The following is a 24,396-nucleotide window of genomic DNA, read 5'->3' on the forward strand; positions in this document are numbered from 1 at the left end:
ATGAACCATCTTTGGAATATCATCAAACAGACAAAGCTTGTACCTGTGCTGGCAGCCCTTGCGCTGCCGGCCTTGGTGCAGGCACAGAGCGGTCCCGAACTGTTGACGGTGAACCCTGACGCACGCAGTGCTGCCATGGGTGATGCCTCGTTGGGACGCGCCAAACGGATGTACATCTATACCAACCCCTCGGCAATCTTCTCGACCGACTGCCTCGTGGACGCTTCCGTGTCCTTTATGGGCTATTCGAAGTTTGACGGCGTGGACGGACGTCAGTGGGGGACAGCTGTCGGACTGGCAGGCAGACTGGGTGAGCGGCATGCTGTCTTCGGAGGCTTCCGTTACATCGGGGGCTTGAAGTTGGAAGCTTTCAGCGAGCAAGGCATCGACCGCAACTACACCATCAAGCCGGCAGACTACACCATCGACTTGGGCTACGCCTATTCCATCTCCCGCCATTGGGCGGCACACGCCGTGCTGTCCTATGTCAACAGCCAAATCGGGCAGATGGGCGAGACCATGGCGGCAGCTGTCGGCATCAGCCGGATTGACGAACTGCTCTTGGGAAATCGTTTCTATTACTGGCGTACACAGGTACAGGTCTCTAATCTGGGTCCGGAGTTGACCTATGGCAAGGAGGCCAAAGTGAAGCTCCCTACGACCCTGGCACTGGGTACGGAGCTGGCAACCTCGTTTACTCCTTCGTGGAGTGCGGCGTTGGCGGTGGGTGCCCGTCATCAGCTCAAGGCTGGAGAGACCAAGGCGACGACCGACATCAATGTGGGTGCCGAGGCTTCCTTCCGTCAATGGTCTTTGCGTGCCGGTAGCGTGATTCGCACCGACGATTCCCCGTCGATGCTGACGGCAGGCTTGGGCTTTGATGGGTACGGTTTCGAAGTGTCGGCTGCCTATCAGGTAGCTGCCAGCAAGTCCGATGCCGGAGACCGCTTCGGTCGTATGCTGCTGGGACTTCGTTACAATTTCTGACCTGAAGTGGACGTATCGTTGAATAGCCGATACGTATTCAGCTGATAAGGAAACAAGGAGATGGGTGAACTGAGAGGTTCACCGGTCTCCTTGTTTCTTTTGTATGCATAAAAAGAGAGAGGGTGTGTCGCAATGAGCGATGCACCTTCTTTTTTTCGTCAATTACAAAAGAAAAGTTTGATATCTTCAAGCAGCGATATTTTGAAGATTTCTTTGATTTATGTGTTCCCTGCATCTGAAGAAAGCGGCTGTAAGCTCACAAAACAGTTTAATCAGCCAGTCTATGCCTTCTTTTCTCATCCTTGCACATAACTTTTTTATATTGAAGGCAATGGCAAGGAAGGAGAAGTCCATAAAGACCTTGTCCTTTCCAAAATGACGGAAACGTTTGTAGTTCATATTATATTTTATCTGCCCGAACACGGCTTCCGGTTCTATGCATCTTCGTCCCCTGTGTTTCAGCCCTTCCTCGGAGCAGAGCAACTCTTTGGCTTTTTGCTTGTATTTCCTGAGCCTGTGGTTCAGTTCTATCGTCCTGTCCCCTTTTGCTTTAAAACATAGACACCTTAGCGGGCAGCCTTCGCACCTGACGGCCCTGTATCTGGCACTTTCGCTCACATATCCGGATGCGGTTTTCACATGTCTGTTTCCTATCCTCCGCATCTTTTGTCCCATGGGGCATACGCAATAGTCATGTTCTTCATTGTAGTAGAAGTTTTCAGCCTTGAACGGGTCGGGTCTGAATCTCGGCCGTTGCTCCATGTGGAAGTAATTGTATTTGACGTAAGCTTCCATGCCGTTTTCTGCCATGAAGCGGTAATTTTCCTCGGAGCCGTAGCCCGAATCAGCCACTACGGTATGGGCCAGCCTGTCGTATCTGTTTGAGAAGGATTGCAGGAAAGGTATCATGGTCAGCGTGTCCGTAGGGTTGGGAAAAAGTGCAAAATCGGTAATGAACTGGTTCTCGGTGGCAATCTGAAGGTTGTAACCGGGTTTGGTCTGTCCGTTACGCATGGCATCCTCCTTCATCCTCATGAAAGTGGCATCCTTGTCCGTCTTGGAATAGGAGTTGCGCTCCTGCAGCGTGTCCAGATGATTGTCGTATTCCTGCAGCTTGTCCCTGTGCGCTTCCAGTTCTTTCAGCTGCCTGCGTTTCTTTCTTTGTGCGGCCTTCTCCTCTTTTGTGGAAGGCTCGGGAACCTGTTCAAGCGCATTGCGCAGTTCGCCCGCCATTTCGGTCAGCATGGCTGGGGTAAACTCAACTTCCTCATTGTTTTTCGATGATTTCTCCTGGGCGATGGCATCGTCTATCTGACCCAACAGGACATGGATTTTCTTCATCAGGCGTTCACGGTTCCGCTCGACGGTCTTTTTCCACACGAAAGTATACTTGTTGGCCTTGGATTCAATCTTCGTTCCGTCAACATATTCCACGTTCAGGCTGATGAACCCTTTGGCGGAAAGCAGAAGGACGATTTGGGTGAACACTTCGTTGATTTCCTTCTTCACACGGTTGCGGAAGCGGTTGATGGTAATGAAGTCCGGTTTCTCGTACCCGGCCAGCCATATATAATGGATGTCGCGGTGGAGGAGTTTTTCTATCTTGCGGCAGGAGTAGATGTTGTTCATATAGGCGTACAGGATAACCTTGAGCATCATTCGGGGATGGTAAGGGCTACGGCCGCATTCCTTATATAACTTCCTGAAACCTTCCAGATTCAGGCTCTCAACAAGAGCGTCAACCATGCGTACCGGATCGTTCTTTGCAATATCCTCATCGATTCTTTGAGGAAACAGCACTGTTTGGTTGGGAATGTAAGGACGAAAATGTATCTTTGTCATAAGATTATTATTGTTATAATGCTTAAAGATACAAAATCTTTAGGTAATAGCAAAGCCTCGGCTTGTGAAAGTCGGGGCTTTGTGCAATCGAGTAGGAGGAAAACGACGTAGTTTTCTTCCTACTTTCGTTTTCCGTCCTCTCACACCACCGTACATGCGGTTCCGCATACGGCGGTTCCTATTTTGGGTACCATTCGAGATATTCACCCATTAAAGTAGCATACCCTGCTTTGCGCAAGTTCTCATTTGTGATTGCCCTGTGCATTATGTGGCTGTCTGCTATGCGCCAGCAGCCCTTGCGAGTATTACCCCATTCATATGCCTTGTACTTATCGATACCGCATCTAATGAGGTTTGCCACTTTTGTCTTGACTTTCTTCCATGCTTTCCATATACACATACGTATTCTACGCCTTAACCATTCGTCAGTGGTAAGTAGAAGACGTTTCATATTGGCAAGATGATAATAGCCGACCCATCCTCTTATGTATTCTTTGAGCTTTTGCTTTCTCTTGGAATATCCCCATCCATTGCTGCGACTTGTCAGTTCTTTTAGTCTTGACTTCATCTTGGCTTTGGATGTCGGGTGTACCGTAAGTTGGCATTTACCTTTCATTACATTAAAGGAATAGCCGAGATATTTCACTCCGCGCACATACGACACTACGGTCTTCTCCTGGTTGACTTTGAGATATAGATTGTTCTCTATAAATCGGGTTATGCTCTCCTTCACTCGCATTGCTGCCCTTCGGGACCTGCAGAATATCATCGAGTCATCCGCATAGCGCACAAAAGGGAGGCCTCTGAGTTCCAGCTCTTTGTCCAGTTCATTGAGCATAATGTTGCTCAACAAGGGACTTAGCGGACCTCCTTGGGGAGTTCCTTCCTCGCTCGCTTCAAACAAGCCTTTATTCATTACACCGCTACGGAGATACTTATGTATAAGACTGACCACTCTGCCGTCTTTTATGGTACGGCTGAGGATTTCTATGAGCTTGCTGTGGCACACCGTGTCGAAGAAGAGTTCAAGGTCAAGGTCTACAACATATACGTAGCCTTCATTGATTATCCTCTGCGCTTCACGTAGTGCGTCATGGCATCCTCTTCTCGGACGGAAGCCGTAGCTTGTCTTGGAGAATTGGTTCTCATAGATGGGAGTCAACACTTGGTTTATGGCTTGTTGCACCAATCGGTCTATCACGGTGGGGATACCTAAAAGGCGCATCTTGCCATTGTCTTTGGGGATTTCTACCCTTCTTACCGGGTTCGGACGGTAAGAGCCGTCCATCAAGGAACTAAGGAGCATTTCCCTATTGGTCAGGAGCCATGGGAGCAATTGCTCGCACGACATCTTGTCGATACCACCACATCCCTTGTTTCTCACCACTGTTTTGTAGGCTCTGTTGAGATTTGACGGACTGAGAATTTGCTCGAAAAGGTGTTCCTTGTCGAATGGTACTTCCACGATGTTGTCTTCACACATCCACATAAAGGTCTGCACTCCCCCATATCTTTCGGTTTCCGACCTATTCCTTTGAGGGCAGCCATTAAAACGTGATAATGTTTTCTGCATTCTGTCCTTCATATGGTATGTTTCAATTACTATCGTTTAATTGTTAGGTTCTGCCCTTCATGCAACTCTATCGACAGCTGCACTACTATGGCGTCTGCTGACTTCTCACGACAAGCTTTACTCCACTTCTTTCGTAAAAAAAAAAACANTATGGTATGTTTCAATTACTATCGTTTAATTGTTAGGTTCTGCCCTTCATGCAACTCTATCGACAGCTGCACTACTATGGCGTCTGCTGACTTCTCACGACAAGCTTTACTCCACTTCTTTCGTAAAAAAAAAAAACTATTCGAAGTGTCCGTGAGACCTCCTCGGATAAGGGCGTTGTCTTTCCATCTTATACCTACTTCATCTACACCGACCGTTCCGAATAGCTATAGGGCTTCGATTTGTTTAGCAATCTTACCCACGGTCATATGCCTTGTATGAAGTTTCTGTTCGTTAGGCCAGATGTTTGCCGACGGCTTCCTTCAGATTTCACCTCGCGATGAACACCCTTGCCTGGGGCTATGTAATTCCCGCTATTAGGGCTTACTCGGGACTTGCACCCGTTAGACAACACTCATGCCGAGCGTACTAAAAAAAAAGAAGGTGCGCTTTTTGACACACCTTCTCTCTTTTTGGGATTTAAGGAAGGGTTACTTTACCCGGACGAACTGCAGGCGGAGCGGAGCTTCCAGCATGATGGGGTCTGACCCGTAATCCTTGTACATTTCGTAGACGCCGCTCAGGAAGTCCGTGGGTTCATAGTCGTAGATGGTGCATTCCAGCACGTCCGGGCTACCAGTCTCGCGGAGGATGCGGAAGCCTACGACAGCCTTGCGTATCCGGCTCTGCGTCGCGGAGAAGTTGACGTTGATGTGGTCGAACTCCAGCACGGCGATGTTGGCAAGTTCCCGTCCCATGCCGATTTCCTGGAACTGCTCTTCCCGTTCGTTCAGGAAGGTCACGGGGCAGGCTGCCGTGAAGTAGTTCTTCAAGCCGCCGGACAGCTTGGGTGTGAACGTGTAGGAGCGGTAGTCCGTTCCCTCGAATACCAGTTGGTCCTCTTCCGTTCCCGTAGGGAAGTTGGAGGTATCCTCGTACCACATGGTCTCCCACCACTCCTTGTTGGTGATGGACCGGAACGCCCATGTGCCGGAGATGTTGTAGGCTCCCTGTACATTGATTTGTATTGTCGGGTTGCCGCCGTTGCCATAGCCGGGCATCTCTCCCAGGCGGAGTACCAGTCGGTCCTTGCCCGGTTCGTGCTTCAGGAAGCGCAACGCGACGCTGCCTTCATACCGCCCTTTGGGTATCTTGGCGAAGGGACCGTTGACAAACTCGAAATGTACCCCTTCGACAGCCGTTGAAGAGGGGTCGACCTCAATGGGATAGGTGAGGGCGGCAGGCGTCTTGTAGACACCACCGCTCATCTTCTCCAGCTGGATGCTGAAGTTGCCGCTCAGCGTGAGGAGGTCGGTGTTCCTTTTAAAGGAGGCAATGACCGTGTTTTTCCCCATCAGCTCGACGACGGTGTAGTTGAGCAGTCCCAGGACAAAGCCTTGCGGGGCGGCGTGCCGGTCGAGGTTGAGCGTCAGTTCGCTCCCTTCATCGCCGATGCTCTCTTCGATGCGTGTGAAGGTGACCGTTGCTTCCTGTTCGCCGGGCTTGAAGGTGAAGGCATGAGCAGACAGCGTGTAGTCTGTCCCTTCCACTGCCTTGCCGTAGAGGGTGAACGGGATGACCACCTCCGTTGCTGTCGGTTCTTCCGCCACGAGTTTCACCTCGGTGCTTCCTTTCGCCAGTGCATAGTGCATCTTGTCCAGGTTGATTTGCGGGAGGTCTGCCGGACGTTTGTCGTCCGATGAGCATGCCGTGCCCAGCAACAGGCAGAGCAGCCAGACCACGAATGAGAGTTGTTTCATACGCTGTTCAGTTTTGAGGGTTGGAGATGCCGGCCTCGTATTCCGTACGGATGCTGTCGACGATGGCGTTTTCCTCGGCGTTCAGGAGGACCGGGTCGGGAATCTTATAGTTGGTCGATGCCGCTTCATCGCGTGGCGGCAGTTCGTTGATGTCTTCGCAGGCTGACAGCAGCGACATGCCGGCAGACAGGAGGACGATGCAGGACAGTATGACAGATGTTTTCATAAGCTTGTTTTATTAGCGTGTTGATAATCGGGTGGGAGTTCTCAGTAGCTGACTCGCTCGGTGTAGCCGGGGTTCTGCTTCAGCCCGTCTACAATCAGCAGGTCTTTGGCAGGGATGGGGAAGGTGTACATGTGCACCTGTGTGGTGTACTTCCTTCCGTTGTAGGCGGTCCAGTATTCGGGGGTGCCGTTCCGTTTCAGCTCAAAGAAGCGGTCGCTCTCCAGGTAGAGCTCCTTGCGCCGCTCGCTCAGGATGAGACCCAGCAAGGGGGTGACGGCTTTCCCGGTGGCATCCTGCCGTATGATTTCCAGGGAGGGAACGGGAGGCAGACTGTCCATGGTCAGGTCCCGGTAGTCGCTGATGCGGTGTCGGCGGAAGTTGTTGATTGCCTTGAGGGCTTCCGCTTCACGTCCCAGGTGATACTGGCATTCCGCTTCCATCAGGGCAAACTCGGCGGCACGCATGCCACAGAACACCGGCTTTGTGTTGATGCGCTTGGCGGTGAACCAGAGCTTATAGCGTATGTCGCGCTCGCGCTCGTCGGGAGGGAACTGGGAGATGAGCCGCTTGCTCACCGGACGGTACTGCAAGGGGGCGAGCAGGAGCTGTTCGTCGGAAGCGGCATCCTTCGCCATGAGTTGGTATGACTTGATGAGCTGGTTTCCCGTGAGCTCGGTCGAGGTGGCAATCATGTGAGTGTAGGCTTCCCCTTCCACCAGCGGATGGCTGCGCAGTAGCTCTTGGGCGAGAGGCAGTGCCTGTCCCCACTGTTCGCTCCAGAAGTAGAGGCGTGCCAGATAGCCTTTGCAGACATCCTCGGTGAAGCGGAAGAGCGGGTTGCTGATGTGGTAGCCGATGGCCTCCTTCAGGTCGCTCTCAATCTGTCCGATGGTTTCCTGCAGGGTGCTGCGCAACGGCTTTGCCTCCATGTCGAAGCTGGTGACCAGGGGGACTCCCTGCTGGCTGTCGAACTTCCCGGCTTCCGGCGCCTCGCAATACAGACGCATCAGCTGGTAGTAGGCGGTGCCGCGCAGGGCATAGGCGGTGCCACGTGTCAGGTTGGCTTCTTCGGTCCCGTCCTCCTTCATCTCGTGGATGGCCAGGTTACAGTCCCGTATGATGGCATACAGGTCGCGGTAGTCATATCCCCGGCTGACCGAGTAGGCGGCTTCACCCAGATAGATGGGCAGGGTGGAGCCGGCGGCGGAGGTCAGGCAGTTCTCGAAGTCGTCGCCGCATCCCGTGTCCCACATTGCCGTGGATGAGATGTTGCCGATGAGCAGTGCGTCATTGCCGATGTCGATGTTGTTCAGGTGGTTGTGTATCAGGGCGGAGAACTCCTCGGCGGTCTTGGGGATGGTGCGTCCGTAAGGCTTGATGTCGAGGTATCCGCTGCACGAGTAGCAGCTCAGTGCCGCCAGCAGGCAACCGATGTAATGTATGGCTTTCATAAGATGTTCAGTTTAGAATCCGACAGATACTCCCATCGTGTAAGTGCGCGGGATGGGATAGACCGCGCCCGGTGTCTCGGGGTCGATGCCCGAGTAGTTCGTCAGCGTGAAGAGGTTGTTTAGGGTGAACGACACGTTCAGCGAGGTGAGCGGGGTACGCTTCATCCACTTGCCTCCGAAGTTGTAGCTCAGCATCAGGGAGTTCAGCTTGAAGTAGGAGACGCTCTCCATCATCGAGGCACGGGTGATGGAACTCTGGGTAATCATGTAGTTGTCCAGCCCCAGGTCTTCGCCGAAGGCATCGATGATGCGGGGATAACCGTCCGTGACAGGATGGTCCGCAGTCCAACGGTGGACGACATCCGACTTGACATTGAGGAAGTTGCGATACAGGTCGTTCTCGGATGTGGGAGGATACTCCTGGGTACGTCCTGTCAGGAGGCCGTAGTTGGCAGGGCTTTGCACCTCGTTGACCACTTTCCCGTGGATGGAGTATGAGCCGCCCAAGTGGAGGCTGAAGCCTTTGTAGCCTGCCGAGAGCGAGTAGCCGCCATTGACGGGTGCTGTCGACGTGCCCAGGTAGAAGGCATAGTTCTCCGACTTCTTGCGGTCGGCGGCGGTGTTCAGTTCCACATCCGGACGCACCTCGTAGGTATAGATGCCCGTTCGTCGGTCAATGCCTTGGACCTTGCCGCTGACGATGGAGCCGAGCGGATAACCCACGTAGTTGCTCTGGAAGATGCTGGGATTGGGTGTGTCGTACCGCAGTAGCTTGTTGCGGTTGTATGCCAGGTTGGCGGACAGTGACAGGCGCCAGTCCTTGCTCTCGATGAGGCGGGCGTTCAGGCTCACCTCCGCTCCCTGGTTCAGCAGTTCGGAGGTGTTGTAGCTCTGGGAGGAGAAGCCGGTGGTGTAGGGGACATCGACCTGGGAGACGGCGTCGCGTGTACGGCGGTCGTAGATTTCTCCGGAGAGGTGCAGCCGTTCGTTGAAGAGTCCCAGGTCGACCGACAGCTTCATGTCCCGTGTCTTCTCCCAACGCAGGTGCGGGTTGGGGGCGTTCTTGATGTAGCCCAGCCGGTAGGCACCCTCTCCCGTACGGCGGAACTGGTTGAGGTAGTCCATCACCAGCTGCGGGTAGACTGACTTGTTGATGTTGCCGGTGTAGCCGAAGGCGGCACGCAGCGTCAGGCTGCTCACTGTCGGCTTCAATGCCTGCATGAAGGACTCCTGTCCGACGTTCCACCCCAATCCCAGCGAGCCGGTCGGGCTGAACTGTTCGTCCTTGCCGAAGTTGTTCGAGCCGTCCGTACGGGTGGTGAAGCTCAGGATGTAGCGGTTCAGCAGCACGTAGTCCATCGAGAAGTAGAACGAGGCGAAGGCGTCCTCCTGGATGCTCTGTCCCGACAGCCCGTCCATGATGGCGGCATAGGACAGCAGCTGTCCGTAGTCGGTCTTCTGGTCGGGTGGGTAGACCGGCATGGCGGAGTTGCCCGATACGGGGTCATAGCCGTAACGCTTCTCATAGATGGCCTTGGCATACTGTCCGCGTATCTCCGCACCACCCAGCAGGCTGAGGTAATGGGTGTCCCCGATAGTGAGGAAGTAGTGGAGCTGTCCGCGCAGGTTGTAGTTGGTGTTGTAGGCGGCGTTCTGGCGGATGGAGCCGTACCGGCGCTTCGACTGGTCGTTGTGTCCCTCGAAGGGGCGGTCCATCCATGCCGCGTAGGTGTTCTCGCCGATGTAGTTGTCGGCATGATTGGAGACGTAGCCGAAGGAGCCCAGTCCCTCGAACGTCAGGTTCTCCAGCAGCTTCACGCTCAGGCTGGCGATGAGGGAGGAGGTGAAGTTCCTGTCCTTTGCATACGTCTCATCCATCTCGCGCAGGATGTTGAACCCCTCTTCGGGCAGGGGCAGCTCATACTGCCGGTTCGTAATCCTCAGGTGGTGGTAGGTGCGGTCTGCCGCATACGAGCCGTCGTCGTTGTAGGGGCGTTCGTAGGGGTTGGCAAAGTAGGCATACTGGAACGGGTCGATGCCGGCAGCCGAGTCGTTCGCCTTCTGCATGCTCATGTCGAGCGACACGCCCAGCTTCACCCGTTTGTTGGGCTGCATGTCCATCTTGGCGCTGACGTTGTAGCGGTCGTAGCTGGTCTTCTTCACCAGTCCGTTGTTCCGGTCATAGCCGAACGACACGTAGTAGGTACTCTTCTCTGAACCGCCGGAGAGCGAGAGGTAGTGGCTCTGGGACACCGGACTGCGGAAGAGCTCCTTGAACCAGTCGGTGGAGTGTTCGCCCAGGGCGGCGATGGCGGCGTCCTGTTCCTCCCGGCTCATTCCTGCGTAGGTGTCATATCCGGAGCGTATCATGCCCACGATGCCGATGACCGGATAGATGCCGTTGTTGGACTCACGGTTGGCATAGCGTTCGGCGGAGAACTCGTCCCACAGCTCCTGTTCCCAGGCGAGCTTCTGTCGGGAGTTCATCAGTCCGGCATCGCGCGACGGCGCAGTGACCACCGACACGTTGGCGGAGTAGTTCACCTGCATCTTGCCTTCCTGACCGCGCTTGGTCGTTACCACGATGACGCCGCCTGCAGCCCGGGAGCCGTAGATGGCGGCAGCCGACGCATCCTTCAGTACGGTCACCGAAGCGATGTCGTTCGGGTTGATGCCCGCGATGCCGTTGCTGAAGATGTCGCTGAAGTCCTCTGCCCGCAGCTGGCTGCTGGCTATCTTGGGCAGGTCATGTTGCAGGGGGACTCCGTCGACCACCCACAGCGGGTCGGCGTTGCCCGTGATGGTGTTGGTTCCGCGGATGCGGATGCGGGCGGTCTGTCCCGGACGTCCCGAGACAGCCTTCACGTCGACGCCGGCAATCTTGCCTTGCAGCAGCATGTCGAGGTTGGCGGTCGGTGCGCCTTTCAGGTCCTCGGCGGTGAGTGTCTTCAGTGAGCCGGTCGTGCGGTTCTTGGTCGTCCGCGAATAGCCCGTGATGACCACCTGGTCAAGCTCCGATGACTCCTCGGTGAGCATGATGTGTCCGGTCAGTGCCCGGGTCACACGCATCGAGTACGGCTTCATGCCGATGTACTGGATTTCGAGCAGTGCGTTGTACCGGACCTGGATGTGTACCAGCCCTTGTCCGTCGGCGATGGCTGCCGGTGTCCCTTCCACTTTGACGGTGGCTCCGGGCAGGGGTGTGTTGTCGGCGCTCACGATGACGATTCGCACGGGAATCATTTGCTGCGTGTCCGGTGTCTGGGCATACAGTCCGGCGGCTGCCAGGTTGCAGCAAAGGAGCGTCAGTGTGGGTAGATGGTTGATTCTCATAAGCCCTCTCTATGGTTAGTGGTGATTAATTATGTCGATGTCTCGTCGCGCGGGGTGCAACAGGTGCTCCACGAAGTAGTAGCGTATCAGGTTCAGGTAGTAGTCGTCCATCACGCCGTGGTCCTTTCCCGGCAGGATGAAGAAGTCGAACCGCTTGTGTGCCTGTATCAGGGCGTGTGCCATCCGGTAGGTCGACGAGGGAGGCACGTTCCGGTCCATGTCGCCGGTGATGAGCAGCAGGTCGCCTTGCAGCCGGTCGGCAAGCTCCATGTTCGTGGGGATGTGCGTGTGGAACCGGGTGCGGTGGTCCACGCTGTCGGTCTCTGCGGTGACGCCGTGGAAGGTCTCTCCCCACCACTGGATGTAGATGTTGTTGTCGTGGTTGCCCGAGGCGGCGACGCCGACCTTGAAGAAGTGCGGGTAGGTGAGCATGGCGGCTACGGTCTGGAAAGCACCTCCCGAGTGTCCGTAGATGCCTATCCGGTCGAGGTCGATGAACGGGTAACGGGATGCCAGTTCCTCCACCACATGACGGGTGTCCGGGAGCGGATAGTCGCGCAGGTTGCCGTAGCCGTAACAGTAGAAGTCACGTCCACGCAGTGGGGAACTGCCGCGGACCGACACGTTGATGACCACGAACCCGAGTTCGGCAAGCGACTGGTTCCCGTTGTCGTCGACAACGAACGACAAGGGCAGCTGGTCGTCCTGCGGACCGGGATAGACATTGGTGATGAGGGGATACTTGCGTGCCGGGTCCAGTGTGGAGGGCACGTACATCACCCCGTACAGGTCCGTCACCCCGTCGGCAGCTTTTACCTTCACGAGGGTAGGCGGTTGCCAGCCGGCTGCCCGCAGGGCGGATTCGTCCATGCGGTCCACCTCGAAGCTCCGTGACGGATGGTCGATGGAGAGGACACGCACCGTCGGCGGACAGTCCACCCGCGAACAACGGTCGATGGCATAGCGTCCGTCGTGGGACAGTGACAGCTCGTGGTTGCCGTTGCCGGGGGTGAGCAATACCTGACGCGTGCCGTCCAGGCTTGCCTTATAATAATAGGTATAGCACGGGTTCACCTGCGTGTCCTCACCGTAGCCGGCAAAGAGCAGTTCGTTCCGTACCGTGTCCACGCGGACGATACGTCCTGCCACCAGTCGGTCACCCCGGGTGACACGGTGCAGCAGACGACCTTCGCCGTCGTAAAGGTAGTAGTTCCCCCGTCCGGTACGTTCCGACCACCAGAGGATGTTCCGTCCCTGGCGGAAGACCAGGTGGTTCATCAGCGTGAGGTTGATATGCGGACGGGTGGTTTCGGAAATCAGTTCGTCGACCGTGCCGTCGGCGAGGTTGACCCGGCACAGGTCAATGCAGTCGGCTGTCCGGCTGCAGCGGGTGAAGTAGAGCGCCTCTCCGGTGCTGAAGTGGTCCAGCTCCACGGTCTGGTCGGGATACTTGTCGATGGGGAGGAGGCGTGCCTCGTCCGTGTCGGCGTTGTACCAGAACAGGCGGTAGCGGCGTACCCCCTCATCGCCCGGCATGGGCATCTGGAAGGTGAGGGTCTGCGGACGTCCCTTGCCCAGGGAGTTGATGAGGCTGATGTCCTGTACCTCGCTCATGTCCTGCAACAGGCACACGTAGCGGTGCCCCATCCAGCTGCCTCGGGTGTTCGACGGCACGGTGTCCACACAGGCACGGTAGGTGTAGGAGGCTCCCTCCCTGCCGTCGGTTGTGAGGCGTCGTACTGTCCCGGTCCGGTTGTTACACACGTAGAGGTCATGCCCGCTCCCCAGCATGGTGAAGGCGGAGTCCGCCGAATGGCAGGTCTGTCTGAAACGGGGAGGCACTCCTTCGGTGTCGGGCTGTTCGTCAGTGAAGGCAAGCGTGCCCCGGCGGAGGTCATAGACGAGCGTTCCCTTCCGGTGACGGAGGAAGAAGCGGCGGACATCGCCCCGGTTGAAAGTCAGTCCGTGAAGGCGGAAGTCGTTGCGGTCGAGGCTGTCACCCGTCAGGGAGACATAGCGGGCGGTAAAGGCAGTGACATCCTTCACCATCGGAATCTTGCGCCCGTTGCGTGCATCCACGAGATAGTAGCGCGTGGAGTCGCCTTTCCGCACGTTGTAGTAGAAAAAGGGACAGCCGTTCATCCACGTCGGGTAGATGCAACGCCCTGCTATGCAAGGTTCCCAGGCGGAAGCGGAATGCTGCTCCACCCTGTCCCAGTCAATGGTCTGCCCATGGAGGCCGGGCAGGCAGGCCGTCATCACAAACAGGACGATGGCACGGATTACTCCTCTATACATATATGGGTGTTATTAGTTGTCGGTAGACAAGTGGGCGAGGGGAGTGGCAACTCGTTTTCCCTCATCCGCTAATAAAACTGCTCAAAGATAAATTTATGTTTTAATACTACTTATGTTTATACGTTATTTAACTAAATATTCCTTCCGGTTTCCTAAAATGGATTGCTAGTTGCTTGTTGTTTAGCGGAAGTTTCTTTGTGTTGGTGTCGCATTTGCTGTTTTCGTTTCTATTATACGGATGTTTTTGTCAGGAAAACGGAATAGTCAGAAAGCCGTTTGACTGTCCGGGTATCAATTTGTCAACTTGTCAAACGAAGGCGCTGAGAAGGCCCTTCGTTGCACCCGACGACGGGAGAGTGCGCAGAAAGGATATTCTCAGGCGATTCGCAAAATGCAGATGGATGCAATTTGCACCGGAAAGAGATGCTTTTGTTGCCGCCAGAGCGGATTGGATATCCGCAGGAAGGGTGAAGGTGGAAAATACCGCTCAAAAGAATAGTTTGCAAAAGTGTGTCCCGGCATACAAACTGGAGGTGAATGAAGATAAATAAATGTATCCAAATCGTAAAACAAGCGTTTCGCCTTCCGATAATTGGACTTCGACGGATGAAACAATATTGTTTGGGTCGTCAAACAATATTGTTTCACGTGCCAAACACAAGTGTTTGCCGAGTCAAACAATATTGTTTCGTGGTATAAATATTCGTCTTTGCCCTTGTTTTGGAATAAGTATGCGGTTTGGCTTGCATGAATATTCTTAAAAAAGCCTGCTTTGACCATTTTTGCAGAAATGTGCGTTAGCCGGAAAGGTCCTTTTCTCGGATTCTGTCAAGGAAATCGGGAAAAGAGTGTGCAGAATGACAGATTATGGGGTAGGCTCTGCTGGGCAGGCGATGAACCGGATCTGTTTCGTCGACGACGTGGGGACGCTTTGTTTTTTATCGGAAGTCCGGTGGGCATGACAATAAGTTCGTAGTAATAAATTTGTATAGAAATGGGTAGAGCGCAAGAACTTCGATAGTTTTTGGTGGTTTTTCCGTCTTAATGGTAATCAGGAAATGGCTATTTGAAAGAGAAGGCAAAGGAAGAGAAAATGCACCTTTTTTCAGGAAAAATTCGACTTTAACATTAAAATCAGATTGTTATCTCTTTCTTTTTCCCCTTCGGCGGTTGTATGTCCATATTTTTTGTTCGTTGGTTGGGCAGGGAGCCTGTCAATCTTGCCCGGTTGGCGATGTCCTAAAATTACGTATCCTTTCAATTTGTTTGTTTACAGTGGGTTGATACAGTTCTGAATAGATGTCTGACGAGCCGGATGTGAACGAATATCGTCACCAGCCCCTGTCAGCTTGCCAATTGGATGCATGTCAGTGGCATCTTGGGGGGATAAAGGTGAAGAATGTATCACCGGATTTATGGCGATGCCGTGAAGGCAGATGTGAAGATGAACTATGTATATTCCTTCGAAGAGGCGTTGAAGCGTTCGAAGCAGGAAGGGAAGCCGATCTTCTTCAATTGTTTTGCCGATTGGGCAGTTCCCTGCCACACGATGAATCAGGTGGTGTTCAGCGACGCGAAGTTCTGCGATTACATGAACAAGCATTTCGTGAACCTCTTCCTGGATGTGACGAGAAGCGAAGAAGGCAAGGCGCTGGCACAACAATATAAGGTGGAGACTTTCGCCCAATACCTGGTCCTGAATGAGAAGGGAGAGGTGCTGTTGCGTATCCTGGGAGGCAAGAAGCTGCCCGAGTTCCAGGAAGCCGTAGCGCTGGCTCTGAGCGACAAGACCTCGTTGCTGGGAACGGAAGCGAAATACAACACGGGTAAGTATAACAAGAAGGACTTGCTGAACTACCTCAATGCGCTGAGCCTGGCTCAGGACGAACGTTACGCTTCCGTGGCAAAGGTCTACCTGGGTATGCTCCCTGAGAAAGAGTATGCCAGGAAGGAGAACTGGGACGTCATCAGACAGTCGGTGGTGGACCGTTACTCGGACCTGTACAGCTACCTGGTGGCACACCGCAGCGACTTCGTGAAGAGCGTGGGCGAGAGAACAGTGAACACGTTGCTGGAGCGTTTGTACATCCCCGACCTGATGGACTACGCTTGCGGCAAGAAGGAATACGATGCCGGTCAGCTGCTGGCGTTGTCTACTGACATGCAGAAGGCGGAGATACCCGACGCGTCGATGTGCTACTTGCTGTACGACATCGCCAAGTTGCGCGGCACCAGGAAGTATCCGGAGCTGATAGAGCTGATGAAGACCCGCGGACGTGAGCTGGAGGGAAGACGACTGCCTGTCGAACTTTCCTTCGAATTCCCGGAGTTGTCGAAGAGCGAACGGGAGCTCATCGGTGGTTTCCTGAAGGAAGAGGCAGGACGTGAGAGCGAAGGCAGCAACTCGAAGAAGTACCTTTCCGCCCTTGCCCAGCACATCCTCGTCGGTCAGGAGGCGGGCATCTCCTTCGATGTCCATACGTTTGCCGAGGCGATGGAGAAGGCAAAGGCTGAAAACAAGCTGGTGTTCATGGATTGCTACACGACGTGGTGTGGTCCTTGCCGCATGATGGCAGCCCAGGTCTTCACGCAGCAGAAGGTAGGAGACTACTTCAACGAGCACTTTGTAAGCCTCAAGATGGACATGGAGAAAGGGGAAGGCATCACACTGGGCAAGAAGTACGGAGTGACAGCTTATCCGACCATGCTGATTCTGGACACGCAGGGAAATGTCATGCATACCATGGTGGGCTCCCGCAGTGCCGAAGAGCTGATTAAGGAAGCCCGTGAGCACTCGGACCCCACCAAGGGATACGCCGTGAGCAAGGCTGCCTATGAAGCCGGAGAGCGTACACCGGATGCGATAGCCAACTATATCACGGCGTTGGTTTCCGCGAAGGAACTCACTGCCCTGCAGGGAGACAGCCTGGCAACAACCTACCTGGACGGTTGGGACGATGCGAAGTTCTGCGATGCTTCCTCCTGGCCTCTGTTGGAGGCGGCTGTTGTCAATCCGCAGGGGAAGGCTTTCAGCCGGTTGCTGAAGCTGCACGACGGACTGACCAAGGCGGTGCCCGCAGAGAAGGTGAACAAGAAGATCGAACGTGTCTGCTTCCCCGTCGTCCTGGACTACCTGCAGCACAAGACGGAGAAGGATGCCGTGCTCCGACTCCTGGAGCCGTTGAAGCAGGGCATCTATCCTGCCGAATATACGTTGGTGCTGATTGAGGACCTGTTGCAACGGGAGAATGTGGACGATGTGCTGGCATTCTACCGTCAACGGGTACAGGGCATGCAGAACCCGCAGGACCAGCTGAACATGGACTCCCTGCTTCCCTACTTCCTGGAGAAGGCAACGGAGGCCCAGAAGGCGAAGTTTGTGGAGTACATGACAGACCGGGCAAAGAACTGCGACAAGCGGGCTGCCAGGAAGTATGCCGTGCTGCTCGAAGTAATCAAACAAGGTGGTTACAAAGGATAACGGGATGAAACGTTTCTGGCTGTTGTTCTTACTGCCTTTGTGCATTTGGTGCAGCCCTTCCAAGGGGCTTACACAGGAATCCGGACGCTTCCGCATCCGGATTCCTTATTTGGAAGAGAATGGGAAGTTGATTGTCACAGCCTTTGTCAATGGCGTACCGGGACGCTTCATCGTGGACACCGGAGCTCCCTGCTGCGTCTCTCACTCCTTTGCGGAGAAGGCGGGCATACGTGATGAAGGCAGGACGGCACAGGGCGTGGACTCCAATGGAGCCGCGGTCTCGACTTCTGTGGTCAACATTCCTTCGCTCAAGCTGGACTCTGTCTTCACCTTTACCCGTCTGCAGGCGATGAAGTGGGCGGAAGGGGACATGCTGGAGAACCTGCATATCGACGGAGTTATCGGCTACAACCTGCTGAAGCAGGGTATTCTCAAACTGGATGCCCGGACAGGCTCGATGACGTTTACCAACTATGACGGCGGCTTGGGAATAGATTACACCCGGGCAATCCCCATGTTGCCGGATTCCTACCTGACCCTGCTGCGTGTACAGCTGAAGGACGGTGCCTGCGACACGGTGATGTTTGACTCCGGTGCCAAGTCGTTCTACGAACTCTCCATGAAGAGCTTCTCCAACCTGCGGACGGCGGGTAAGGCGCTGGAGGTGAAGGGAGCGGGACAGGGAGTCCTGTCGTTGGGAGCTGCGGGGCTGGAAGGCAAATCGCAGAAGTACCGGGTGGTCATCCCTCAATTCAGGTTGGGCAACTTCCTCTTTGAGGAGGTGACGTCCGTCACGACGGATGCTGTCGACTCGCGCATAGGCTCTGACCTCCTGCGCTATGGTACGGTTATCGCGGATTACAGGAGCAATGTCTTCTACTTCATCCCTTACGACAACAGGAAGAAGCTCAACCTGTATGAGAAGGATTGGGATGTCGTCATCACCGTGATGGACGACCATCTCTGTGCCGGACTGGTCTGGGACTATGCCGGGCTGCCGTTGCACGGCGGTGAACGGATTGTGGCGGTGAACGGAGTCCGTTATGACAAGGTGGACTTGTACGAGGCAATAACCAAGGGACTGATTCACCTGCCGGGGGACAAGGCGCGTATTGTCTATATCGGTGAGGACGGGAAGGAGCATGAAGTGACTATCCGCAAACGTTGACTTCGCTGCCTGTATGCATCGTGTTCCGGACAGGTTGCGCTGAAATAAGTCGCGCATTCATGGCCTGTCGTCGCTGGAAAAGGGCTATCTTTGCCCCTTCGTGAACCAGAAAACTCTTGGGAGATATGAAGAAACAGTTGACGTTTTGTTCGAAGGATGAGGCTGTCCGGCGAATGAATGAATGGGGTGCGGTCCGGCGACCCTTCCTCTTTGTGGTTGACTATAAGCAGGAAAGGGTGTTGCTCGAAGAGCTGGGGACGGTCGATCCCTCCCTTTGCCGGTACAACTTCAACGGAGTGACGAATGTCGATGCTTCGGTGTCCGTTCCCGTGACGGAGACGGTCCGCTGGCAGACGTTCCCCGAGACCGAGGCGGAATATGCTGCCGCTTTCGAGGTCGTACACCGCCATCTGCTGGCAGGGAACAGCTTCCTGACGAACCTGACGCGGCGCGTCCCCGTCGAGACCAACCTTTCGCTGGAGGAGCTTTTCCACCGTTCGCGGGCACCCTACCGGCTGTGGCTGCGTGACCGCTTCACCTGTTTCTCCCCGGAGATTTTCGTACGCATCCGTCAGGGGCACATCTATGCCTACCCCATGAAGGGGACCATCGACGCTGAGCTGCCCGATGCACGTCGTCGGCTGTTCGAGGACGGGAAGGAGGCTGCCGAACATGCCACCATCGTGGACCTGCTGCGCAATGACCTGAGCATGCATGCCATCGGGGTGACCGTCTGTCGCTACCGCTATTTTGACCTTCTGCAGACCAACCGCGGGGCACTCTGGCAGACCAGCTCGGAGATTGGCGGACGGTTGCCCGACGACTACCGTTCCCAGCTGGGGACGCTGCTCTTCGACCTGCTTCCGGCAGGTTCCATCACGGGAGCGCCCAAGCCGAAGACCTGCGCCATCATTGCCGAGGCGGAAGGATACGAACGGGGGTTCTATACGGGCGTTGCCGGCGTGTTCGACGGCGACAACCTGGACAGCTGTGTGCTCATCCGCTTTGTGGAGCAGGAGGGCGGACGGCTGTGGTTCAAGGCGGGAGGCGGCATCACCTACCGCAGCGACGTACACAGTGAATACGAAGAAGTAATACAGAAAGTATATGTGCCAATTTATTGAATCCATACGGGTGGAGGGCGGACTCCCCCGTCTGCTCTTCTACCACGAAGAGCGCATGAACCGCACGCGTTCCCTCTTCTTTCCCGGAGCACCTGCCTTGCGCCTGGCAGACTATCTGCCCGAGGACATCGACGGACCGGGCGTGATGAAGTGGCGGCTGGTCTACGGACGTGACGGGGTGACGGAGTGCACCTGCACGCCCTATCGCCTGCGCCCCGTCTCCTCGCTCCGCCTTGTCGAGGCGGACAAGGTGGACTACGCCTATAAGTTCCTCGACCGTTCGGCACTGGAGCGATGCTTCGCCCGGCGTGGTGACGCCGACGATGTGCTCCTGGTGCGCGACGGACTGCTCACCGACACCTCAATCGCCAACATCGCCCTGTATGACGGACGGCAATGGTGCACGCCCGCCCATCCGTTGCTCTGCGGCGTGAAGCGGCGGTCGCTGCTGGAAAGCCGCATCATCACCGAGCGCGACATCCGGGCAGAGGAGCTGGGCAGGTATTCCCTCGTGCGGGTCTTCAATGCCCTCATCGACTGGGGCGAAGTGGAACTGCCCGTCTCTGCCATCCGCATGCCGGCATCCTGAGACACACGAACCCCGACACACAAACACCATCATCCGACTACTATCAACCGATTCACATGCAAGAACCATTCATACCTATTATAGAGAAGGCACTCGGGCTGGCAGCCTGGCAGGTGCGTGGTACGTTGAAGCTCCTCGACGAGGGAGCAACCATCCCTTTTATCAGCCGTTACCGGAAGGAGGCGACCGGCACACTCGACGAAGTGAAGGTGGGCGAGGTGGCAGACTGGAACGAGCGTCTCAAGGAGATTGCCCGGCGGAAGACGACCATCCTCAACACCATCGGCGAGCAGGGCAAGCTGACCGACGAACTGCGCGCACGCATTGAGGGCAGCTGGGACGCGACGGAGCTGGAGGACCTCTATCTGCCCTATAAGCCCAAGCGCAAGACACGTGCCGAGGCGGCGCGTCAGAAAGGACTGGAACCGCTCGCCGTCCTGCTGATGATGCAGCGCGAGCCTCACCTGGACCAGCGTCTGCGGACGTTCGTGAAGGGAGAGGTGAAGGATGCCGACGAGGCGTTGAAGGGCGCACGGGACATCCTTGCCGAACAGGTGAGCGAGGACGAGCAGGCACGCGCCATCGTGCGTTCGCAGTTTGCCCGTCGTGCCCTGATAACCGCAAAGGTCGTCAAGGGCAAGGAGGCGGAGGCGGTGAAGTACCGCGACTACTTCGAGTTCAGTGAACCATTGAAACGTTGCTCCTCACACCGGTTGCTTGCCATCCGTCGGGGAGAGGCGGAAGGCTTCCTGCGGGTCAGCATCGTGCCGGGGGATATCGACGACGAGGCTTCCGTCCTGCAACGGCTCGACCGACGCTTCGTCCGGGCACGCAACGCCTGTGGCGAGCAGGTGGCGGAGGCGGTGGCGGATGCCTACAAACGGCTGTTGAGGCCTTCCATCGAGACCGAGTTTGCCGCCGACAGCAAGCAGCGTGCCGATGCCGAAGCCATCCGTGTGTTTGCCACGAACCTGCGCCAGCTGTTGCTCGCTCCGCCCTTGGGGCAGAAGCGCGTGATGGGTATCGACCCCGGCTACCGGACGGGTTGTAAGGTCGTGTGCCTGGACGCACAGGGCAACCTGCTGCACAACGAGACCATCTATCCGCATCCGCCGCGCAACGAGCGTTCACAGGCGGCACGCAAGCTGACGGCGCTGGTGGAGCAGTACGGTGTCGAGGCGATTGCCGTCGGCAACGGGACAGCCAGCCGCGAGACGGAGGACTTCGTGACCAACCTGTCCTATCCTCACGCCGTGCAGGCATTCGTGGTGAGCGAGGACGGGGCGTCGGTCTATTCGGCTTCGAAGACGGCGCGGGAGGAGTTCCCCGACTATGACGTCACCGTCCGTGGGGCGGTCTCCATCGGACGTCGGCTGATGGACCCCCTGGCAGAGCTGGTGAAGATTGACCCCAAGTCCATCGGGGTGGGACAGTACCAGCATGATGTCGACCAGACGGCACTGAAAAAGGCGCTCGACCAGACGGTGGAGAACTGCGTCAACCTCGTGGGTGTGAATGTGAACACGGCGAGCAGGCACCTGCTGACCTATGTCTCCGGACTGGGACCGCAGCTGGCGCAGAACATCGTGGACTATCGTGCCGAGCACGGGGCGTTCGCTTCCCGGCGCGACCTGATGAAAGTGCCCCGCATGGGAGCGAAGGCATTCGAGCAGTGCGCGGGCTTCCTGCGCATCGCCGGAGGGACGAACCCGCTCGATAACACGGCGGTCCATCCGGAGAGCTATCCGCTGGTGGAGAAGATGGCGGCAGACCTGCACTGCACCGTCGGCGAACTGATTGCCAGCAAGGAGCTGCGTGCCCGCATCCGTCCGGAAGACTATGTGACCGGGACCGTCGGACTGCCCACGCTGACCGACATCCTGCAGGAGCTGGACAAACCCGGACGTGACCTGCGACAGACCATCCGGGTCTTCTCCTTCGACCCGAACGTGCGGACGCTGGCAGACCTGCATGAGGGCATGGAGCTGCCCGGCATCGTGACGAACATCACCAACTTCGGCTGTTTCGTCAACATCGGCATCAAGGAGAACGGGCTGGTGCACCTCTCCCAGCTGGCCGATCGCTATGTGGCTGACCCGAACGAAGTGGTGCATCTCCACCAGCACGTGCGTGTCAAGGTCCTCTCGATTGATGCAGAGCGTAAACGTTTATCGCTGACGATGGCGGGCGTGGAGCAATAAAGGACGATAAACTTGCTTGACACTCCGTAAAAGTATCTATCTTTGCACATCCTATCTTAGAGAGGTGTGTAATTATGAAAATACGTGCTTACATACGAGTCGTGCACAATTGGCTTTGGAAAGTATTTTCCGGTTACGTGGAGGACACGTTCATGGACAGGCAGCGTCTGTTGGTGCTCATCTATCTGATGATTATCAACACCCTCGTCATGGTGTTGAGGCAGCTGGGGCTGACTGGAATGGAAGGAGGATACTTCGACTGGGGCAACAACCTGTACTACGTGCTGTGTTGCGGTGCCTGTGTCCTGTTCCTGCTACGGCTCCTGTCGCTGACGCCCACGCTGGTCATCGTGCTGCTGGGCTGTCTCATGTTCAATATCTTCCACATGTTCTACATTGCCCTGTTCGGCATAGGCTATGCCTACCCGGCGCTTGTCGGCAGTGTCATGATGATGATGGTGACGCTCTTCCTTGCCATTCTCTCCTACCTGAAGAGGCTCACCCTTGTCATCGCCGCCCTGTCCGTGACTGCCTATGCCGTCTGTTGCCTGTTGACGCAGGACGAGCACATCACGGGCATCTTTGCCGGGGTGGTCGGCGTGTTCGTGCTGGTGTGGCTCATGGGCACCCGGCTCATCGAGCTGCTGACGGAGCTGTCGAAGACGAACGACGAGATGAAGGTCACGCAGCGCGAGATATTCTCCCTGTTCCGGATGGACAAGGCTGCCTTGCTGAGTGTGGCGCACCTGGCAGGGAAGCAGGACCTCTCTCCCCAGCAGACCGGGAAGCTCCTGGAGCGCATTGCCGACCCGGAAGACGAAGAGCAGGTGGACCGCGACCTCGCCGGCTGGTATGAGCAGCACCGCACCGACGCGTCCCTCCTGGAGCAGGTCTTCCCCATGCTGTCCCCCTCGCAACGGGAAATCTGCAAGCTCATCGTGGAGGGCTACAAGCTGCGCGAGATTTGCGAGGTGCTGGGCAAGACCGAGTCCAACGTCACCTGCCAGCGCTCGAACATCCGCGCCCGCCTGCAGCTGGACAAGGCGGACAACCTGCGCGAGGTCCTGCAAGCCCGTCTGGACGCCTATGTCCGTTCCCATTACCCAAAGTCTTAATACCTATTGTCGCTTATGAACTGTTATACCAAGTTCTTCCGTCCTCATGCCCTGGTGAGGCGGTGTTTCTCTGCCCACATATCCGATTCGTTCGTTGACCGCCAACGGCTGTTTGTCTACGTCTATGCGACCCTGGCAGCCTGGGTGCTCATCACGCTCAATCTGTTGGGCATCTCCGGTTACCAGGGTCCGTACTACTTTGCCACCAATGCCCTGCAGTTCGTACTGGTGACGGTGCTGTTTGTCCTGTTCTGCCGACGGAAGCTGTCGTTGCACAAGGCATTCAACCTGCTGGTGGTGGTGACGCAGGGCTTCTGCCTGACGGAGATGCTCTACAACGCCTGCATCGCTCACCAGACGGACGTGATGATGGTGGTGAGCAACCTCATCCTGCTGATGATTATCCTGCTGATGACCATCGTCGCCTACCTCCACTATGCGCCTTACTGGTGCGTGGGGACGGCACTGGCAACGTATGCCGTGTGCTGCTGGGTGATGGAGGAACCGATTCTCTACCGACTCTTCGGCGTGTTCGTCTTTGTGTTCCTGCTGATTGCCGTCCTGGGCAGCCACCTGGCGTACCAGCTGGAGGTGCTTACGCTGGAACACCGCAGCCTGGAGCGCACGGAGAAGGAAATCATCTCCCTGCTCCACACCGACAAGGAGAACCTGCGCGACTACATCAGCCAGGCGAAGCAGCAGGGACTGACCGCCGAACAGACCGAGCGTCTGCTGGGCATCCTGCTGAGCGGCGACGGCAAGGAGGCACAACGCAACCTGCAGAACAACATTGCCTACTGGTACGAGCAGTCGCAGATTGACTACGAACACCTCGACGAGCTGTTCCCCTCCCTCTCGGCGTCCGAGCTTTCCATCTGCAAGCTTGTGCTCCAGGGGTACAAGCTGAAGGAGATGTGCGAACTGCTGGGCAAGACGGAGTCGAACGTCACCTGCCAGCGCTCGAACATCCGTGCCAAGCTGGGGCTGAAACGAGGCGATGACCTGCGTGCCTGTCTGTTGGAAATGAGCAAGATAAGTGGGGGAGGGTAGACCCCACCTTACTCGTGGCAGACGTGTGGGACCCTGACGGCGGAGGCGCTT

At 56.1% G+C, this 24,396-nt stretch carries 15 protein-coding genes; 8 read left to right on the forward strand and 7 right to left on the reverse strand.

Features of this window, described 5'->3' with window-relative positions:
- Entirely contained in the window at positions 1–987 is a 987-nt protein-coding gene (locus C8275_RS06560) for a PorV/PorQ family protein (protein ID WP_022384672.1), read from the forward strand.
- Between the two features lie 186 nt (positions 988–1,173).
- Here the strand turns inward: C8275_RS06560 and C8275_RS06565 are convergent, their stop codons facing one another.
- The 7 genes from C8275_RS06565 to C8275_RS06595 form a co-directional block, all read right to left on the reverse strand.
- A complete protein-coding gene (locus C8275_RS06565; RefSeq protein WP_106484551.1) occupies positions 1,174–2,829 on the reverse strand; it encodes an IS1182 family transposase in 1,656 nt (551 codons plus the stop codon).
- 178 nt (positions 2,830–3,007) lie between these two features.
- Positions 3,008–4,414 (reverse strand): group II intron reverse transcriptase/maturase, encoded by a 1,407-nt coding sequence (ltrA, locus tag C8275_RS06570; RefSeq protein ID WP_106484112.1) that lies wholly within the window; start codon positions 4,412–4,414, stop codon positions 3,008–3,010.
- Between the two features lie 626 nt (positions 4,415–5,040).
- The gene (locus C8275_RS06575; protein WP_106484552.1) at positions 5,041–6,309 is read right to left on the reverse strand and encodes a Calx-beta domain-containing protein; all 1,269 of its coding nucleotides are present in this window, start codon (positions 6,307–6,309) and stop codon (positions 5,041–5,043) included.
- A gap of 7 nt (positions 6,310–6,316) precedes the next feature.
- A complete protein-coding gene (locus C8275_RS06580; protein ID WP_106484553.1) occupies positions 6,317–6,535 on the reverse strand; it encodes a hypothetical protein in 219 nt (72 codons plus the stop codon).
- A gap of 41 nt (positions 6,536–6,576) precedes the next feature.
- The gene (locus tag C8275_RS06585) at positions 6,577–7,986 is read right to left on the reverse strand and encodes a RagB/SusD family nutrient uptake outer membrane protein (protein ID WP_106484554.1); all 1,410 of its coding nucleotides are present in this window, start codon (positions 7,984–7,986) and stop codon (positions 6,577–6,579) included.
- A 12-nt stretch (positions 7,987–7,998) separates the two neighbouring features.
- On the reverse strand, positions 7,999–11,319 hold the full coding sequence (locus C8275_RS06590) for a SusC/RagA family TonB-linked outer membrane protein (RefSeq protein WP_106484555.1): 3,321 nt from the start codon (positions 11,317–11,319) through the stop codon (positions 7,999–8,001).
- A 15-nt stretch (positions 11,320–11,334) separates the two neighbouring features.
- Positions 11,335–13,617 (reverse strand): prolyl oligopeptidase family serine peptidase, encoded by a 2,283-nt coding sequence (locus tag C8275_RS06595; protein WP_106484556.1) that lies wholly within the window; start codon positions 13,615–13,617, stop codon positions 11,335–11,337.
- Between the two features lie 1,399 nt (positions 13,618–15,016).
- On the opposite strand from C8275_RS06595, the gene C8275_RS06600 reads away from it, so the two are divergent.
- The 7 genes from C8275_RS06600 to C8275_RS06630 all read left to right on the forward strand — a co-directional run bounded on the left by C8275_RS06600 (position 15,017) and on the right by C8275_RS06630 (position 24,345).
- Positions 15,017–17,098 (forward strand): thioredoxin family protein, encoded by a 2,082-nt coding sequence (locus C8275_RS06600; RefSeq protein WP_106484557.1) that lies wholly within the window; start codon positions 15,017–15,019, stop codon positions 17,096–17,098.
- A gap of 4 nt (positions 17,099–17,102) precedes the next feature.
- Complete coding sequence (locus C8275_RS06605; RefSeq protein ID WP_106484558.1) at positions 17,103–18,266, forward strand: retropepsin-like aspartic protease; 1,164 nt, start codon at positions 17,103–17,105, stop codon at positions 18,264–18,266.
- A gap of 125 nt (positions 18,267–18,391) precedes the next feature.
- Complete coding sequence (locus C8275_RS06610) at positions 18,392–19,390, forward strand: aminodeoxychorismate synthase component I (RefSeq protein ID WP_199881881.1); 999 nt, start codon at positions 18,392–18,394, stop codon at positions 19,388–19,390.
- Positions 19,374–19,979: an aminotransferase class IV gene (locus tag C8275_RS06615; RefSeq protein ID WP_022385411.1), complete on the forward strand. Its 606-nt coding sequence runs from the start codon at positions 19,374–19,376 to the stop codon at positions 19,977–19,979. Before C8275_RS06610 ends, C8275_RS06615 begins: the two co-directional genes overlap by 17 nt.
- A gap of 56 nt (positions 19,980–20,035) precedes the next feature.
- Positions 20,036–22,180 (forward strand): Tex family protein, encoded by a 2,145-nt coding sequence (locus C8275_RS06620; protein WP_106484559.1) that lies wholly within the window; start codon positions 20,036–20,038, stop codon positions 22,178–22,180.
- A gap of 74 nt (positions 22,181–22,254) precedes the next feature.
- Positions 22,255–23,295, forward strand: a complete 1,041-nt coding sequence (locus C8275_RS06625) for a hypothetical protein (RefSeq protein WP_157948198.1) — start codon at positions 22,255–22,257, stop codon at positions 23,293–23,295.
- A gap of 15 nt (positions 23,296–23,310) precedes the next feature.
- Positions 23,311–24,345 (forward strand): LuxR family transcriptional regulator, encoded by a 1,035-nt coding sequence (locus C8275_RS06630; protein WP_022385408.1) that lies wholly within the window; start codon positions 23,311–23,313, stop codon positions 24,343–24,345.
- Positions 24,346–24,396 lie beyond the last annotated feature (51 nt).

The organism is Bacteroides sp. Marseille-P3684, assembly GCF_900291465.1.
In the GTDB taxonomy this organism is placed as follows: domain Bacteria; phylum Bacteroidota; class Bacteroidia; order Bacteroidales; family Bacteroidaceae; genus Phocaeicola_A.